At 61.4% G+C, this 13,505-nt stretch carries 13 protein-coding genes; 12 read left to right on the top strand and 1 reads right to left on the bottom strand.

Annotation, left to right across the window (positions count from 1 at the left end; all coding sequences use genetic code 11):
* Positions 1–5: 5 nt before the first annotated feature.
* Entirely contained in the window at positions 6–851 is an 846-nt protein-coding gene (locus QFZ60_RS11060; protein WP_307090517.1) for an HpcH/HpaI aldolase/citrate lyase family protein, read from the top strand.
* Positions 852–914: 63 nt separating this feature from the next.
* On the opposite strand, the gene QFZ60_RS11055 is transcribed toward QFZ60_RS11060, so the two are convergent.
* Positions 915–2,201, bottom strand: a complete 1,287-nt coding sequence (locus QFZ60_RS11055) for a TetR/AcrR family transcriptional regulator (RefSeq protein ID WP_307090515.1) — start codon at positions 2,199–2,201, stop codon at positions 915–917.
* A 215-nt stretch (positions 2,202–2,416) separates the two neighbouring features.
* On the opposite strand from QFZ60_RS11055, the gene QFZ60_RS11050 reads away from it, so the two are divergent.
* From QFZ60_RS11050 to QFZ60_RS11000, 11 genes are all read left to right on the top strand, one after another.
* Positions 2,417–3,220 carry an IclR family transcriptional regulator gene (locus tag QFZ60_RS11050; protein ID WP_307090514.1) on the top strand — a complete coding sequence of 268 codons (804 nt, stop codon included), beginning with the start codon at positions 2,417–2,419 and terminating at the stop codon, positions 3,218–3,220.
* Positions 3,221–3,356: 136 nt separating this feature from the next.
* Positions 3,357–4,376, top strand: coding sequence for an ABC transporter substrate-binding protein (locus tag QFZ60_RS11045; protein WP_307090512.1), 1,020 nt, complete (start codon positions 3,357–3,359; stop codon positions 4,374–4,376).
* Between the two features lie 5 nt (positions 4,377–4,381).
* Entirely contained in the window at positions 4,382–5,233 is an 852-nt protein-coding gene (locus tag QFZ60_RS11040) for an ABC transporter permease (protein WP_307090510.1), read from the top strand.
* Positions 5,230–5,988 (top strand): ABC transporter permease, encoded by a 759-nt coding sequence (locus QFZ60_RS11035; RefSeq protein ID WP_307090508.1) that lies wholly within the window; start codon positions 5,230–5,232, stop codon positions 5,986–5,988. Before QFZ60_RS11040 ends, QFZ60_RS11035 begins: the two co-directional genes overlap by 4 nt.
* A 13-nt stretch (positions 5,989–6,001) precedes the next feature.
* Positions 6,002–6,844, top strand: coding sequence for an ABC transporter ATP-binding protein (locus QFZ60_RS11030; protein ID WP_307090506.1), 843 nt, complete (start codon positions 6,002–6,004; stop codon positions 6,842–6,844).
* A 41-nt stretch (positions 6,845–6,885) separates the two neighbouring features.
* A complete protein-coding gene (locus tag QFZ60_RS11025; RefSeq protein ID WP_307093293.1) occupies positions 6,886–8,121 on the top strand; it encodes a CaiB/BaiF CoA-transferase family protein in 1,236 nt (411 codons plus the stop codon).
* Between the two features lie 58 nt (positions 8,122–8,179).
* Entirely contained in the window at positions 8,180–9,340 is a 1,161-nt protein-coding gene (locus QFZ60_RS11020) for an acyl-CoA dehydrogenase family protein (RefSeq protein ID WP_307090504.1), read from the top strand.
* A gap of 12 nt (positions 9,341–9,352) precedes the next feature.
* Positions 9,353–10,822 (top strand): aldehyde dehydrogenase family protein, encoded by a 1,470-nt coding sequence (locus tag QFZ60_RS11015; RefSeq protein WP_307090502.1) that lies wholly within the window; start codon positions 9,353–9,355, stop codon positions 10,820–10,822.
* The gene (locus QFZ60_RS11010; RefSeq protein WP_307090500.1) at positions 10,809–11,696 is read left to right on the top strand and encodes a 3-hydroxyacyl-CoA dehydrogenase family protein; all 888 of its coding nucleotides are present in this window, start codon (positions 10,809–10,811) and stop codon (positions 11,694–11,696) included. The genes QFZ60_RS11015 and QFZ60_RS11010 overlap by 14 nt, the downstream gene beginning before the upstream one ends.
* Positions 11,697–11,779: 83 nt before the next feature.
* Positions 11,780–12,478, top strand: a complete 699-nt coding sequence (locus tag QFZ60_RS11005) for an IclR family transcriptional regulator (RefSeq protein ID WP_307090497.1) — start codon at positions 11,780–11,782, stop codon at positions 12,476–12,478.
* A 143-nt stretch (positions 12,479–12,621) separates the two neighbouring features.
* Positions 12,622–13,491, top strand: coding sequence for an alpha/beta fold hydrolase (locus QFZ60_RS11000; protein ID WP_307090495.1), 870 nt, complete (start codon positions 12,622–12,624; stop codon positions 13,489–13,491).
* The last annotated feature ends 14 nt before the right edge of the window (positions 13,492–13,505 follow it).

Genomic DNA, 13,505 nt, shown 5'->3' with positions numbered 1-13,505 from the left:
GACACATGTCAATCACCAGAAAAACACCGCCTAACCGCTTCAAAGAGAGGATGGCCGCCGGCGACATACAGATCGGGCTCTGGTCCGTCCTGGCCGACGGATACGCCGCAGAAATACTGGCCGGCTGCGGGTATGACTGGTTGCTTCTCGACGCCGAGCACGGCCCCAACGACTTGCGTTCGGTGCTGGCACAGCTGCAAGGCATAGCGGCAGCCGGGTCGCTGCTGGGGGACCAGGCCAACGAGCTGTCCCAGCCGGTGGTCCGGCTGCCCAATGGTGACACGGCTCTGATTAAGCAGTACTTGGAAATCGGGGTGCAGAACCTGCTGATTCCGATGGTGAACACCCCTGAGCAAGCGGCGGAACTGGTCCGGGCAGTGCGCTATCCGCCGCACGGTGTGCGTGGGATGGGCAGTGGGCTTGGCCGCTCCTCGCGGTGGGGCCGTGTGACGGATTACGTCCTGGCGGCAGGCGACAGTATCTGCCTCGTAGTCCAGATTGAGACCGCCGAAGCCATCGAAAACCTCGAGGAGATAGCTGCGATGGACGGAGTCGACGGAGTGCTTTTTGGGCCAGCGGATCTCGCCGCCGATCTGGGCTTCAGGGATCAACGTAGCCACCCGGAGGTAGCCCGCACCATCCAGCAGGGCATTGAGACCGCTCGCCGCGCCGGAACTCCAAGCGGCATCATGCTCAGCGACGTCGCTGCCGCCCGGGAGTGGTTGAACAAGGGAATTACTTTCGCCGGTGTCGGCGTGGACTCATCACTGTTAGTCCGGGCAGCGGATAACCTGCTGGGTCAGTTCCGCGCCACCAGCCAGAAACCGGCAGACACAATCAGCAGCTACTGAAGCCGGAAGGTGCCGCAGGTGCCTCTGCCGCCAGGTGGAGCTGCAGAGGGGAAGGGGTTCCGCTCAGACCTTGGACTGCCAGCCCTCCAGGGCCTTGGAAAGCATGGGAACCAGGATGCCGGCAACGGCGTCGGATGCCAGGGGGTGGCCCAACGCCGAGCCGAGCATCAGGCCTTCGCAGAGCCGGGCAACAATCCAGGCCAGATGCACGCCGATTGTCTCTTTATCCTGTGCCGCTGGGAGAACCTCTTCGAACCATAGGGCCAACTGTTCCTCGGCTGACGCTGTACCTGCCAGGACAGCGGACCCACCTGAGGTGGGCGGGTCCCAGCGCTGGAGCTTTAGCAGCAAGCCGCTTTTGACGGTGTCCGGGTGTTCGTGCGCGTCGCTCATCACTTTGGTGAGTGCGGACGACAGTTCCTGCAGCCAATCATTGCTGGTCATTGGCAGCTCGCGGAGGGGTGTCAGCAGCTCCAGGAAGGGTTCCGCGACAGCGGCTGTAATCAGCGCATCCTTGTCCTTGTAACGCCAGTAAATTGAGCTGCGTTTCATCCCTGACGCTTCACAGATCCTACTCATCGTGGCGCCTTCATAACCATGTTCGGCGACCAATGCCCGGGTTACGTGCAACAGGTTGGGGGTTTCCGGCGCGGTCTGGGCCGTCTCAGGCCGCGCCGGGAGGGCGGTAAGGGGGTTCCGTTCCGGGACGAGATGCTGAGCGGATCCAGTCATGACCTCAAATGCACCAGCAAGGGCATGTGCCACGATGGTGCTGCGTTGGGCCGCGTCACGGTCCTCAACCGCGACGTCGGAAATGTAGTGGCCGTCCAGGAAGGCCATGGTCAGCCTTCCCATCCATTCAACCCCCGCGGCCCGGGCGGCAGCTTCAACCGCACTTTGCCCGGCGAAGGCGGCCTCCCACCAGGCTTCGATACGCAGTTGAGCGCCTGTCCGGCGCCGCTGGAAGGGCTCCTGGATCTTGGAGTTGGCCGCGCTTCCCTCCAGCGCGAGCATGATGCCGAGCCGCAGCGGGTCTTCGGACTCTGAAGCGCGGAGTTCGGGTTCCAGTTCTTCCCTGAGCTGTTCCAGCAGCGGACGTTCAGGCTTGAACTCTTCCCATGGCCGGCGGGAGGGGGCTCCGTGCGAATACGAGTTTTCCAATGCCGCCGTAATCAGCTCGTCCTTATTCTCAAAAAACCAGTAAATCGAGCTGGCGGGGCGTTCAGTAGCTCGGACAATTCTTGCGATGGTCGTGTTGTCGTATCCGTAACGGCTGACCAGTTGCACCGTGGACTGCAGGATGCGCTGCAGGCTGGCTTCCCCGCGGGCGTTTCGACGGCTGGTGTTCATGAAAATCTCCCCTCGGAGGGCTGTGCCGCGGAGGGCGGAGGCGGAAGCGCTGGCACCCCATCGTACTTCTGCCGGGCTCAAGGGCGGCCATTGCGACGGAGTGGAACGCTCGTTACAATCAGTGTACCATTCACTACAGAAGTGAGTCAGCTCACCGCCTTCCGTGAGTAGACAGCGAAGTGGCAGGCCCGCCACGGACAGAAGTGGAGTCAACCATGACAGCAGTAATAGAAGACCGACACGATCTTCACGAGACGGCCCGACTCGATGCCAGAAGCGACAGCCAGGGAACCGCCTCAGTACTCAAGGCCCTCCAGTTGTTGGACGCCTTCCGCGATGGCGGCCCCCTCCTGGGTGTGAGTGAGATTGGACGCCGCGTCGGGGTTCCCACCTCCACCGCCTTCCGTCTGCTGGCTTATCTGGTGGAAGGCGGTTTCGTTTCCAAGGAAGGCACTCGCTACCGCCTGGGAGACAAACTCTTCGAACTTGGAAACCAAGTAGCTCTGTGCCGGCCCAAGGGGTTGCGGGAGCAGGCCTCGCCTTACCTCGGGGAGCTTTACGCGGCTACGGGCATGACGGTCCGGCTTGCCGTCCCCGAAGGCTCCGAGATTGTTCTCGTGGACAAGGTCGTGGGGCTGCGCACCGTTCCGGCCCCAACGGCGATCGGCGGCCGTGCTCCTTCCACGTGCACCGGCCTGGGCAAAGCCATGCTCGCGTTCCAGCCGACCGAGACGGTCGCACGAGTCCTGCAGGGACTGCTTCCGCGGCCCACCCGCTACTCCCTAATCCACCCCCGGCTGCTGCAGAAGCAACTCATCGATATCCGCTCGACCGGGTTGGCTTACGACCTGGAGGAATCTGTTCTGGGCCAGGTCTGCGTCGCCGCGCCCATCCTGCATCGCGGTGTGGCCGTGGCCGCCATCAGCGTGTCCGCACGGACACACCAGACGAACCTGGCGCAGTCCACGACCGCCCTTCAGCGAGCGGCGGGTCAACTTCAAAAAACTCTCGGCGCCTAGGATCCGGCGTTAGCTTTGCGCCATGTGGAAAGACCCGTTGCATGGCCCGCCCGCCCTTCGTAGCATTCTGTACCAAGCACTACATAAGTGATTCACCGCACAAATCATTCCGCTTACATGAGACCGGAGTTACCCAATGCCCGCCATTACCAACTCATCCTCCTTGGTTCGCCGCAGCAGCGCCGCCGCAGCGACCGTGGCCCTCGCACTGATGCTGGGCGCGTGCGGGGGTTCTGACACAGCCGCCCCCCAGCCAGCCGCCGCGGACCAGGTAAAGGATCTCAAGGTCGGAGCGACGCCAACTCTTTCGGGGTTGGGCTTGCGCGTGGCCGTCAGTGACGGCAACTTCTCTTCCAGCAGTCTGAACGTCTCGGCAGTAGCCAACAAATCGGCAAACGATGCGGTGCCCCAGCTGCTCAGCGGTGAGCTCCAAGTCGCTCAGATGGATACCATCACTTTCATGCAGGCCCGCAGCCAGGGCCTGCCGGTAAGGATCATCGCCGTCAATGGTGAGCAGTCCACCAACGGCGGTAACGGCGAAATGTCCGCTGCCGGGGTTGTGGCAAAGACCGACAGTCCCATCAACTCTCCAACTGACCTCGTGGGGAAAAAAGTCGGCGTTCCTGCAATCAAGACGCAGACGTGGATGAACATCAGGGCATTCGTTGACGCCGCCGGCGGTGACTCGTCGAAGATCGATTTCGTGGAGGTTCCCTCCGCTCAGACCATCGATCTGGTCACGCAGGGGACGGTTCAGGCCTCCACTCCCGCTGAGCCGTTGATGTCCAGCTCCATTGCCGCAGGAAAGGTCAAGCTGATCCACAACACGGACGCCCCGGGAAACAAGGGAGTTCCGAGCTCTGTTTATGTGGCTACCGAAGACTTCATCGCTAAGAACCCGGACACGGTTAGAAAGTTTGCCGACAGCGTCTACGCCGCTGCCAAGAAGGTCAACGGCAACCGTGAACTTGCTGCGAAGGTGGCCCAGTCGGAGCTGAAATACACGCCGGAACAACTTGCCAACGCGTTCTACCAGACCTTCGGCACCTCGGAGACTACTCCAGCCCAACTCGATAAGATCTCCGATTTGGCGGTCAAGTACGGGATCCTGACCGAAAAGCCCAAGGCCGAGGACCTCCTCGCTGATATCAAATGACCGAAATGACGGCGAACAATAAGGCGGCTGCCCTTGCAGGGGTGCGCGCAAAAGCCAGGAGGGGGAACCCCGCGAGCCCTGAGCGGAAACGGGTCGGGCTGGGTTACAAGGCTGTCGCTGTCGCCGCCGTCCTGCTGATCTGGCAGCTGGTATCTGTGAGTCCACTCGTGGACAGTGACAGCCTCCCTGCCCCGACGGCCGTGTTTAGCGCGCTGATCGGACTGTGGGGTACGCGCGGATACTGGGCTGCCCTCGGCAGCACCCTGCAGGTATGGGCCATCGGGTTGGCACTCTGCGCGGTCATCGGCATCCCGGCCGGGTTGCTTATTGGCGTGTCCCTGAGGGCGACCCAGAGCACACGGTGGGTCATTGACTTCTTTCGTACCATTCCAACAATCGCCCTCCTGCCTCTGGTCCTCCTGCTCTTCGGGGCCACGAGCAGGATGGAAATCACCATGATCGTCCTGGCCGCGGTCTGGCCGCTGCTCATCCAGTCGATGTACGCGGCCAAACAGGTGGAACCACTGCTGAAGTGGGTTGTGCGGGTGTTCCGCATTTCCACCAGGGACCGGTTGCGTTTCCTGTGGGCGCCGAGCGTGACCCTGCTCGTTTCCACCGGGATGCGGCTCGCGGCAACAATGGCTCTGCTCATGACAATCGCTGCCGAGTACATCGGCGGTGCGCCGGGACTGGGCCTGGAACTGTCGCATATGGAACAGGCCTTCAAACGCCCAGAGGTGTTCGCATACGCGATCACCGCCGGTGTTCTCGGTCTTTTGATCAATGCGGCCCTCGTCCTGTTTCAGCGCCGGATGCTCTGGTGGCATCCGATCATCCGAGGGGAGCGCTCCGCATGAAGCGCCTTACGTCTCTTGCCTGGGAGATTTGGCTCCCGTTCGTCCTCATTATGCTGTGGCTCGTTTTGTCAGCCGGCAGCAAGTCCTTCTACTTTCCCCCGCTGGCGAAGATCCTGGATGCAGTGAACCGGCTCTGGTTTTTCGACGGGATCGTAGAAAACCTGGTTCCGAGCCTGTTCCGGATTCTGACAGGATTCGGGGTCGCCCTCCTGGTGGGGGTCATCGGAGGGATCGTGCTGGGACTCCTGCCCCGTTTCGAGGAAGCTATCCGGCCGCTTCTGGAATTCCTTCGTTCGACCCCCGGCGTTGCGCTGCTTCCGATCGCAATTATCTTCCTCGGAATCGGGGATGGCATGAAAGTCTTCATGATTGCCCTTGCTTCCATGTGGCCGATCCTGCTGAACACCATCGATGGTGTGCGTTCCGTCGAGCCGGTCCTGCTCAGGATGGCCAGCAGCTACCGCCTCCCGCTTAGAGACAGAATCCGCTTCATTTACGTCCCCAACGCGGCACCGCAAATTTTCTCAGGTGCCCGGGTAGCCCTTGCTATTGCCGCTGTCGTTATGGTGGTGACCGAAATGGTCGGTTCCCCCGGGGGTATCGGCTACTTCATTCTCGACTCCCAGCGCACCTTCAAAGTGTTGAACATGTGGTCAGGCATCGTGATGCTCGGCGTGCTGGGGTATCTCCTCAACTTCGGGTTCCGATTGGTGGAATCCCGGGTCCTCGACTGGCACAACAAGAAGAATGCTTAGGAGCCTGACTGACATGACCACCTCTGAAACACCACTCGTGGGCGACCCGGCCCAAACGGACGAACTCCTCGTAGTGGAAGGTCTCGGCAAGAGCTTCGCGGACCACCAGGTACTCGGTGACATTAACGTCACCGTCCGCTCCGGTGAGTTCATGTGCATCGTCGGTCCTTCCGGCGCCGGAAAGACTACCCTTCTCCAGTGCCTTTCCGGACTGACCACCCCCACAAGGGGAAAGGTCTCCCTCCGGGGCCGGGAAGTCACAGAACCGCCGGCCGAAATGGCAATCGTTTTCCAGGACTACTCGCGATCACTCATGCCATGGCTCTCGGTCATTGACAACGTCATGCTCCCGCTGCGCTCGGCCGTGAAGGATAAGTCCAAGCGCCGGGCCAAGGCAATGGAGGCGCTCGTTGAGGTAGGCCTGAAGGACCACGTGGACAAGTACCCGTGGCAGCTCTCCGGAGGCATGCAGCAGAGGGTCGCCATCGCGCGGGCGCTTGCCTATGCGCCTGCAATCGTGCTCATGGATGAGCCCTTCGCCTCGGTGGACGCCCAGACCCGCGGTGACCTCGAAGACCTGACCCTGAAGTTGAAAAACCACCTCGGCATCACCATTGTGCTCGTAACCCACGACATTGATGAAGCCGTGTATCTCGCCGACCGCGTCTTGGTCTTAGGTAAAAAACCCACCCAGGTCGTCGATCTGATCGAAACCAACCTGGGCGAGCGGCGCGACCAGATCACCACCAAAGCCACCCGTGAGTTCGCCGAACTGCGCACGCGTGTCTACCAGGAAATCCGGCATGGCGACATTCCTAGTTCGTCGGGGTCTGTAGCTGCGCCGGCGGGCGGCTAGTCGCTGTCTTTTTGACCGCGGTTGGCGAATTTTTGAAAGGAATGCTGTTGGAATCTCACGGTGGGCCGGGCCCTCATCATGTGCTGCCGTTGAATGGCCTCGTTGTGGCGGACTTTTCGCGTGTCCTCGCCGGCCCTCTCGCCAGTATGACGCTGGCAGATCTTGGGGCTCGGGTTATCAAGGTCGAACGTCCCGGTGCCGGTGATGACACGCGCAGTTGGGGGCCTCCCTTTTCAGCTACGGGAGCTACGTATTTCGAGAGCGTGAACCGTAATAAGGAATCAGTCTGCCTCGATCTTGCCGACCCGGAAGATCGGGAGCTGGCCCGTGAGCTGGCCCGCAGGGCCGACGTCGTCATTGAGAATTTCAAACCGGGCGGGATGGCCCGGTTGGGGCTCGGCTATCCGGACCTGGCCGCGGATAATCCCGGTCTGATCTATGTTTCGGTTACGGGGTTCGGTAGCGGTGGCGGGGCCGATCTCCTCGGATACGACTTTGTGGTCCAGGCCCTGGGAGGCCTTATGAGTATCACGGGAGAGGCTGACGGTGACCCGACCAAGGTTGGTGTTGCGCTCGTTGACGTGCTGACGGCCAAAGATGCAACCATCGGGGTGTTGGCGGCGCTGAACGAACGCAACAGGTCAGGGAACGGGGCACTGATAGAAGTCAATCTGCTCTCGAGCCTTCAGGGTGCGCTGGCGAATCAGGGCCAGGGGTTCCTTGGCGCCGGTGTGGTCCCTGGAAGGATGGGCAACGCCCATCCTTCCATCGCCCCTTACCAGCTCCTCCAATGCGCGGACGGGCCGCTGGCGGTTGCCTGCGGAAACGACGGCCAGTTCGCCAAGCTGTGTGACGCTCTGGGCCTTAGCGCTCTGGCTGTGGACGAGCGTTTTCAAACCAACAACAGCCGGGTTCAGCACCGTGCAGAATTGATCCCGCTGCTCGAAGGCGCTCTCGCCCGCGGCCGTGCCCAGGATTGGCAGGACACGCTGAACAGGGTGGGTGTGCCCGCAGGGCAGGTAGCCACCATCAAAGAATCCGTGGAGTTCGCAGAATCGCTGGGACTGGAACCGACAATTAACGTCCATGATGCGATGGGCCAGGTCACGGGCAAGCAGATCCGGCATCCCATCACTTGGACGCCCCCGCTGCATGAGCGCCGCTTCGCGCCACCTGCGTTGGGGGAGCACAGTACCTCGGTGCGCCGCTGGCTAAACGACACCCCTGACGATGCTGAAGACCGCGCACCAAGGACAAAGCAAACCACTGAAGTATGACCGGTTCGACGCTGGAACCTGCCACTACAGAGACCACATCTCGCACTAAAAGGACACCATGACTGACCCTTCAGACCTTCTCAAATTCGACACACTTCTGACCCCGGACGAGATTGCGCTCCGGGACACCGTGCGGTCTTTCGTTGACTCAACCATCAAGCCCAACATTGCCAACTGGTATGAATCCGCCGTGTTCCCGCTGGAAATCGTGCCCGAGATGGCAAAACTGGGCCTGCTCGGTATGCATCTGAAGGGTTACGGCTGCGCCGGCCGCACGGCCGTTGAATACGGCCTTGCCGGGGCAGAACTGGAAGCGGGTGATTCCGGGCTCAGGACCTTCGTCAGCGTCCAAGGCTCCCTCGCCATGAGCGCCATCTACAAACACGGCTCCGAAGAGCAGAAACAGGAGTGGCTGCCGCAGATGGCGGACGGGGAAGCGATCGGCTCATTCGGCCTCACTGAACCCACCGCCGGGTCCGACCCCGGTGCCATGAAAACCTTCGCCCGGCGTGATGGGGACGACTGGATCATCAACGGCTCCAAACGCTGGATCGGCCTGGCCTCTGTTGCCAAATTGACGATTATTTGGGCCCAGACAGAGGACGGTGTCCGCGGCTTCATCGTGCCCACCGACACCCCCGGATTCAAAGCCACTCCGATTGAGCCGAAACTTTCCATGCGCGCATCCATCCAATGCGACATAGAGCTGACAGACGTCAGGCTTCCCGCCGACGCAATCCTTCCCAACGCGAAAGGATTGAAGGGTCCCTTCGAATGCCTCAACGAAGCACGCTATGGCATCATTTGGGGCGCCATGGGCGCTGCCCGCGACAGCTTTCTCACCGCCCTCGCCTACTCCCAGGAACGCCTGCAGTTCGACAAACCCCTCGCCGGCTACCAGCTCACCCAGCAAAAACTCGTCGACATGGCCCTGGAAATCAACAAAGGCTTTCTTCTCGCCCTGCACCTGGGTCGGCTAAAGGACGCCGGAGATCTGGAGCCGCACCAGATCTCAGTCGGTAAGCTCAACAACTGCCGGGAGGCCATCCGGATTTGCCGTGAAGCCCGCACCATGCTCGGCGGTAACGGCATCACCATGGACTACTCCCCGCTGCGGCACGCCAACAACCTCGAATCCGTCCGCACCTACGAAGGCACAGACGAGGTCCACACGCTAATACTTGGCAACAAAATCACCGGCCTACCCGCCTTCCGCTAAGAAAGCACAACCATGACAGCAACAATCGGACTCCAGCACCTCATCAACGGGGCCTGGGAAGACGGGACCGGGTCCCCTGTGGCAAGCAGCAATCCCGCCCGCCCCGCCGAAACAGTAGCCCACGGCCTCCAAGCGGGCGGGCCCGATGTTGACCGGGCCATGGCCGCCGCCACGGCAGCCAAGCACGGCTGGGCCAGGACACCGGCTCACGAACGGGGCCTGGTGCTGCTGCGAGCAGCAGCCATCCTGGAGCAATCCGCCTCAGCCCTGGGACTGGAATTGGCCCGCGAAGAGGGAAAAACCCTGGCCGAAGGAGAAGGCGAAGTCCTGCGCGCCGCCCAAATTCTCCGGTACTACGGGAACGACGGCGACCGCGCAGCCGGTAGCATCTACTCCTCACCCCGGCGGGGAGAGACCATCATGGTCACACGCAAACCCCTGGGCGTCATTGGCGTCGTCACTCCCTTCAATTTCCCTATCGCCATCCCGGCCTGGAAAATCGCCCCCGCACTGGCATACGGCAACACCGTCGTCTGGAAACCGGCCAGCACAGTACCGTTGCTGGCCATGCGGCTCGCGGAAGCCCTGCAATCAGCCGGCCTGCCCAAGGGCGTACTGAACCTGCTGATAGGCCCGGGGTCGATGGGAAACAGCATCGTTGACCACCCCGCACTGGACGGGCTGACCTTCACGGGATCCACCGGTGTAGGCAGGAACCTGGCCTCCAAAGCCGCCGGGCGGGGTGTCCCCGTGCAGGCCGAAATGGGCGGAAAAAACGCCGCCATCGTGCTCTCTGATGCCGACCTGGACCTGGCCGTCGAACAAGTGATGCTCGGCGCGTTCCGCTCCTCGGGACAAAAATGCACAGCCACCTCCCGGCTCATCGTCGCCGACGAGATCGCCGATGACTTCCTCACCGAACTAGGGAAACGGGCTGCCGACCTGGCAGTAGGGGACCCCACAACACCCGGAATTAACATGGGCCCGGTGATCAACGAAGCAGCACGCTCATCCATCCAACAGGGAATCAACACTGCAATCTCCCAGGGAGCCAACGTCCTCGCCGGCGGAACCCCCTACGCCGGTGACCTCGCTGCAGGCTACTTCATCGCCCCGACCGTGCTGGAACTCCCACGTGACCAGAACCAGGACGTTTGGACTCAGGAGCTCTTCGGTCCGGTGCTCTCGGTCCGCAGAACCGGCTCAACCCAGGAAGCGCTGGAGTTGGCAAACGACAGCGAATTCGGCCTCTCCGCGGCACTGTTCACCCAGGACATAACCACAGCACTCTCTGCAATCGACGAAATCGACGTCGGGATCCTGCACGTCAACTCCGAATCAGCCGGCGCTGACCCTCACGTCCCGTTCGGCGGGGCGAAGAAGAGCGGTTACGGCCCCAAGGAACAGGGCGACGCCGCCAAGGAATTCTTTACGCACACCACGACCGTCTACCTCCGCGGAGGCAACAATGTCAGCCGCTGAGGGGGCAAACCAGCGCGAGATTGAGCGAGTCCTCGTTGTGGGGGCAGGTGCCATGGGCTCCCAGATCGCCATGGTCTTCGCTCTGGCCGGCCACCACGTCACCATCCAGGACATAGCGGAATCGGGTTTGACGACGGCCAGGAAGCAGCTCGAGGAGCGCATGGATACCGCCGTGGCCAAGGGCCGCACTAGCGCGTCGGCCGCCCAGGAGGCACTGAGCAGGCTCAGCTTCACTACCGACTTGGGCAACGCGGCATCAGCTGCGGACTTTGTCATCGAGGCTGCCACGGAGCGGTTGGAGATCAAGCAGCAGATTTTCGCCGACCTCGACCGGTTTGCTCCACCGCACGCCATCCTTGCCACGAATTCCTCCACGCTTGGCTCCTCAAAAGTCGCCAAAGTCACGCACAGGCCAGAGCAAGTATGCAACGTGCACTTCTTCAACCCGGCCCTCGTAATGAAGTGCGTGGAAGTGGTCCGCCACCCCCAGACTTCACAGGCGACGGTGGACATCGTCATGGAGCTGGTTCGAAAGATCGGCAAACAGCCGGTCCTAATCAACAAGGAGATTCCCGGCTTCGTGGCCAACCGACTCATGGGCGTGCTCCGTGACGAAGCGCTGAACCTCTTAGGCGCCGGAATTGCCAGTACCGAGGACATCGACACCGCCGCCAAAACCGCCCTTGGGCATCCCATGGGCCCCTTCGAACTCATGGATCTGGTCGGAATCGACATCAACTGCATGATCGCCGAAGCCACCTACGCAGAAACAACCGACCCCGCCGATCTACCCCACCCCATGCTCCGTGAAATGCACCAGGCAGGAAACCTAGGACGCAAAAGCGGCAAGGGCTGGTACACCTACGAACGCTAAATGGCGTGGGTGTCTGCCGCAGCAGGCGTCCTTCGTGACAAAAGCCGGGACCCCACGTTTTCTCCTCTCACTAGGATGTCCCTGTGACCAGAGAATCGCCCGGAAAGCCGTCCCGAACCGTCGGATCTCAAACTCTTGCCCGCGGACTTGAGGCCTTGAAGGCTATTGCCGACGCCCCCGACGGGCTTGCCGTCAATGACGTTGCCCTGAATCTGGATGTTCACCGCACCATTGCATACCGCATCCTCAATACGTTGAGCGACGCGAAACTAATACATCGAAGCGACGACAACCGCTACAGGGGCGCGGCAGGGTTGCTCCAACTCACTTCCGCTGCACATGACGCAATTCGTGCCGCCGCCCTCCCGGTACTAAACGATGTTGCCAATGACCTGGCTTCCACAGTCTCGCTACTCATCAGGGAGGGGGGAGAGGCGGTGGCACTGGCGGTAGTAGAGCCGCGGGGCGCCTCGTACCACGTCTCATTCACCCAGGGAAGCCGGCATCCACTTAACCGCGGAGCCGCGGGACTTGCAATCCAAGCAAGCCAGCCCCCGCTGTCCTCAGAAGACGAAGCTGTGCGCACTGCCAGGGGCAACGGCTTTGCCATCACCTTCGGTGAAGTGGAACCCAACATGTATGGCCTCGCAGCGCCCATCAAAGGTTCCGGACCAGAAGTCGCAGCCTGCATCAACCTCATCACCACCCGAAGGGAAGTCGCAGAAGGCGCCGCCACCACCATCGTTTCCGCGGCGGAACGTATCTCCAACCGCCTTCGCTAAGCGTGCACTTCCAAAACTTGACCTGGGATTCCACTGGGCGGCAAGCGCCTGTAGACCCTGAAATCCTCCCCATGATCTGATGATTTCAAGAAATTGTAATTATCGCCTTTCCTTGTGCGTTATATACACAATAGGAGCCCGCTATGCCAGCACATCCGTACACGAGCGTCTGGTCCGACCTGGCCGAGACGGAATTCAGCCAGGGATATATCCAGGCCGGCCCCTACCGGACCCGCTACCTGCACGCAGGGGACTCCTCGAAGCCCACCCTGATCGCCATGCACGGCATCACGGGCCACGCCGAGGCCTACGTTCGCAATCTGCGGGCCCTGTCCGAACACTTCGATGTGTGGGCCATCGACTTCATCGGCCATGGCTACAGTGCGAAGCCTGAACACCCCCTTGAAATCAGGCATTACATCGACCAGCTTCTTGGCTTGATGGACGCACTAGGCGCCGAGAAGGCCTACCTGACCGGGGAATCACTGGGTGGATGGGTTACCGCGCAGTTCGCTATCGACCATCCGGAGAAAGTTGAGCGCATCTTCCTGAACACCATGGGTGGAACCATGGCCAATCCCGCTGTGATGGAGCGCCTTTACACGCTCTCCATGGAAGCAGCCAAGGATCCCTCGTGGGAAAGGGTGAAGACGAGGCTGGAATGGCTGATGGCTGATCCTTCCATGGTCACCGAAGACCTCATCCGCACCCGCCAGGCCATCTTCCAACAACCGGGCTGGCTCCAGGCCTGCGAAGCCAACATGGCACTTCAGGATCTGGAAACCCGGAAGCGCAACATGCTGACGGATGAGGCGCTGGCCAGGATCAAGGCGCCGGCACTGGTGCTCTGGACTACCAAGGACCCCTCCGGGCCAGTAGACGAGGGACGCCGGATTGCCGGCATTATCCCCAACGGGGAGCTGGCCATCATGGAAAACTGCGGTCACTGGCCGCAGTACGAGGATCCGGCCACGTTCAACAAGATTTTCCTTGACTTCATGCTGGCCCGCTAGAACAACGTGCAACG

The organism is Arthrobacter sp. B2I5 (genome assembly GCF_030816735.1).
Taxonomy (GTDB): Bacteria; Actinomycetota; Actinomycetes; order Actinomycetales; family Micrococcaceae; genus Arthrobacter.
The sequence above is the reverse complement of the archived record's forward strand: the minus strand, read 5'-3'. Positions and strand labels throughout refer to the sequence as shown.

Excerpts from the sequence above, each read along its gene's own strand:
- QFZ60_RS11060 (WP_307090517.1), top strand. The coding sequence starts at position 6 with ATGTCAATCACCAGAAAAACACCGCCTAACCGCTTCAAAGAGAGGATG.
- QFZ60_RS11055 (WP_307090515.1), bottom strand. The coding sequence starts at position 2,201 with ATGAACACCAGCCGTCGAAACGCCCGCGGGGAAGCCAGCCTGCAGCGC.
- QFZ60_RS11050 (WP_307090514.1), top strand. The coding sequence starts at position 2,417 with ATGACAGCAGTAATAGAAGACCGACACGATCTTCACGAGACGGCCCGA.
- QFZ60_RS11045 (WP_307090512.1), top strand. The coding sequence starts at position 3,357 with ATGCCCGCCATTACCAACTCATCCTCCTTGGTTCGCCGCAGCAGCGCC.
- QFZ60_RS11040 (WP_307090510.1), top strand. The coding sequence starts at position 4,382 with ATGACGGCGAACAATAAGGCGGCTGCCCTTGCAGGGGTGCGCGCAAAA.
- QFZ60_RS11035 (WP_307090508.1), top strand. The coding sequence starts at position 5,230 with ATGAAGCGCCTTACGTCTCTTGCCTGGGAGATTTGGCTCCCGTTCGTC.
- QFZ60_RS11030 (WP_307090506.1), top strand. The coding sequence starts at position 6,002 with ATGACCACCTCTGAAACACCACTCGTGGGCGACCCGGCCCAAACGGAC.
- QFZ60_RS11025 (WP_307093293.1), top strand. The coding sequence starts at position 6,886 with ATGCTGTTGGAATCTCACGGTGGGCCGGGCCCTCATCATGTGCTGCCG.
- QFZ60_RS11020 (WP_307090504.1), top strand. The coding sequence starts at position 8,180 with ATGACTGACCCTTCAGACCTTCTCAAATTCGACACACTTCTGACCCCG.
- QFZ60_RS11015 (WP_307090502.1), top strand. The coding sequence starts at position 9,353 with ATGACAGCAACAATCGGACTCCAGCACCTCATCAACGGGGCCTGGGAA.
- QFZ60_RS11010 (WP_307090500.1), top strand. The coding sequence starts at position 10,809 with ATGTCAGCCGCTGAGGGGGCAAACCAGCGCGAGATTGAGCGAGTCCTC.
- QFZ60_RS11000 (WP_307090495.1), top strand. The coding sequence starts at position 12,622 with ATGCCAGCACATCCGTACACGAGCGTCTGGTCCGACCTGGCCGAGACG.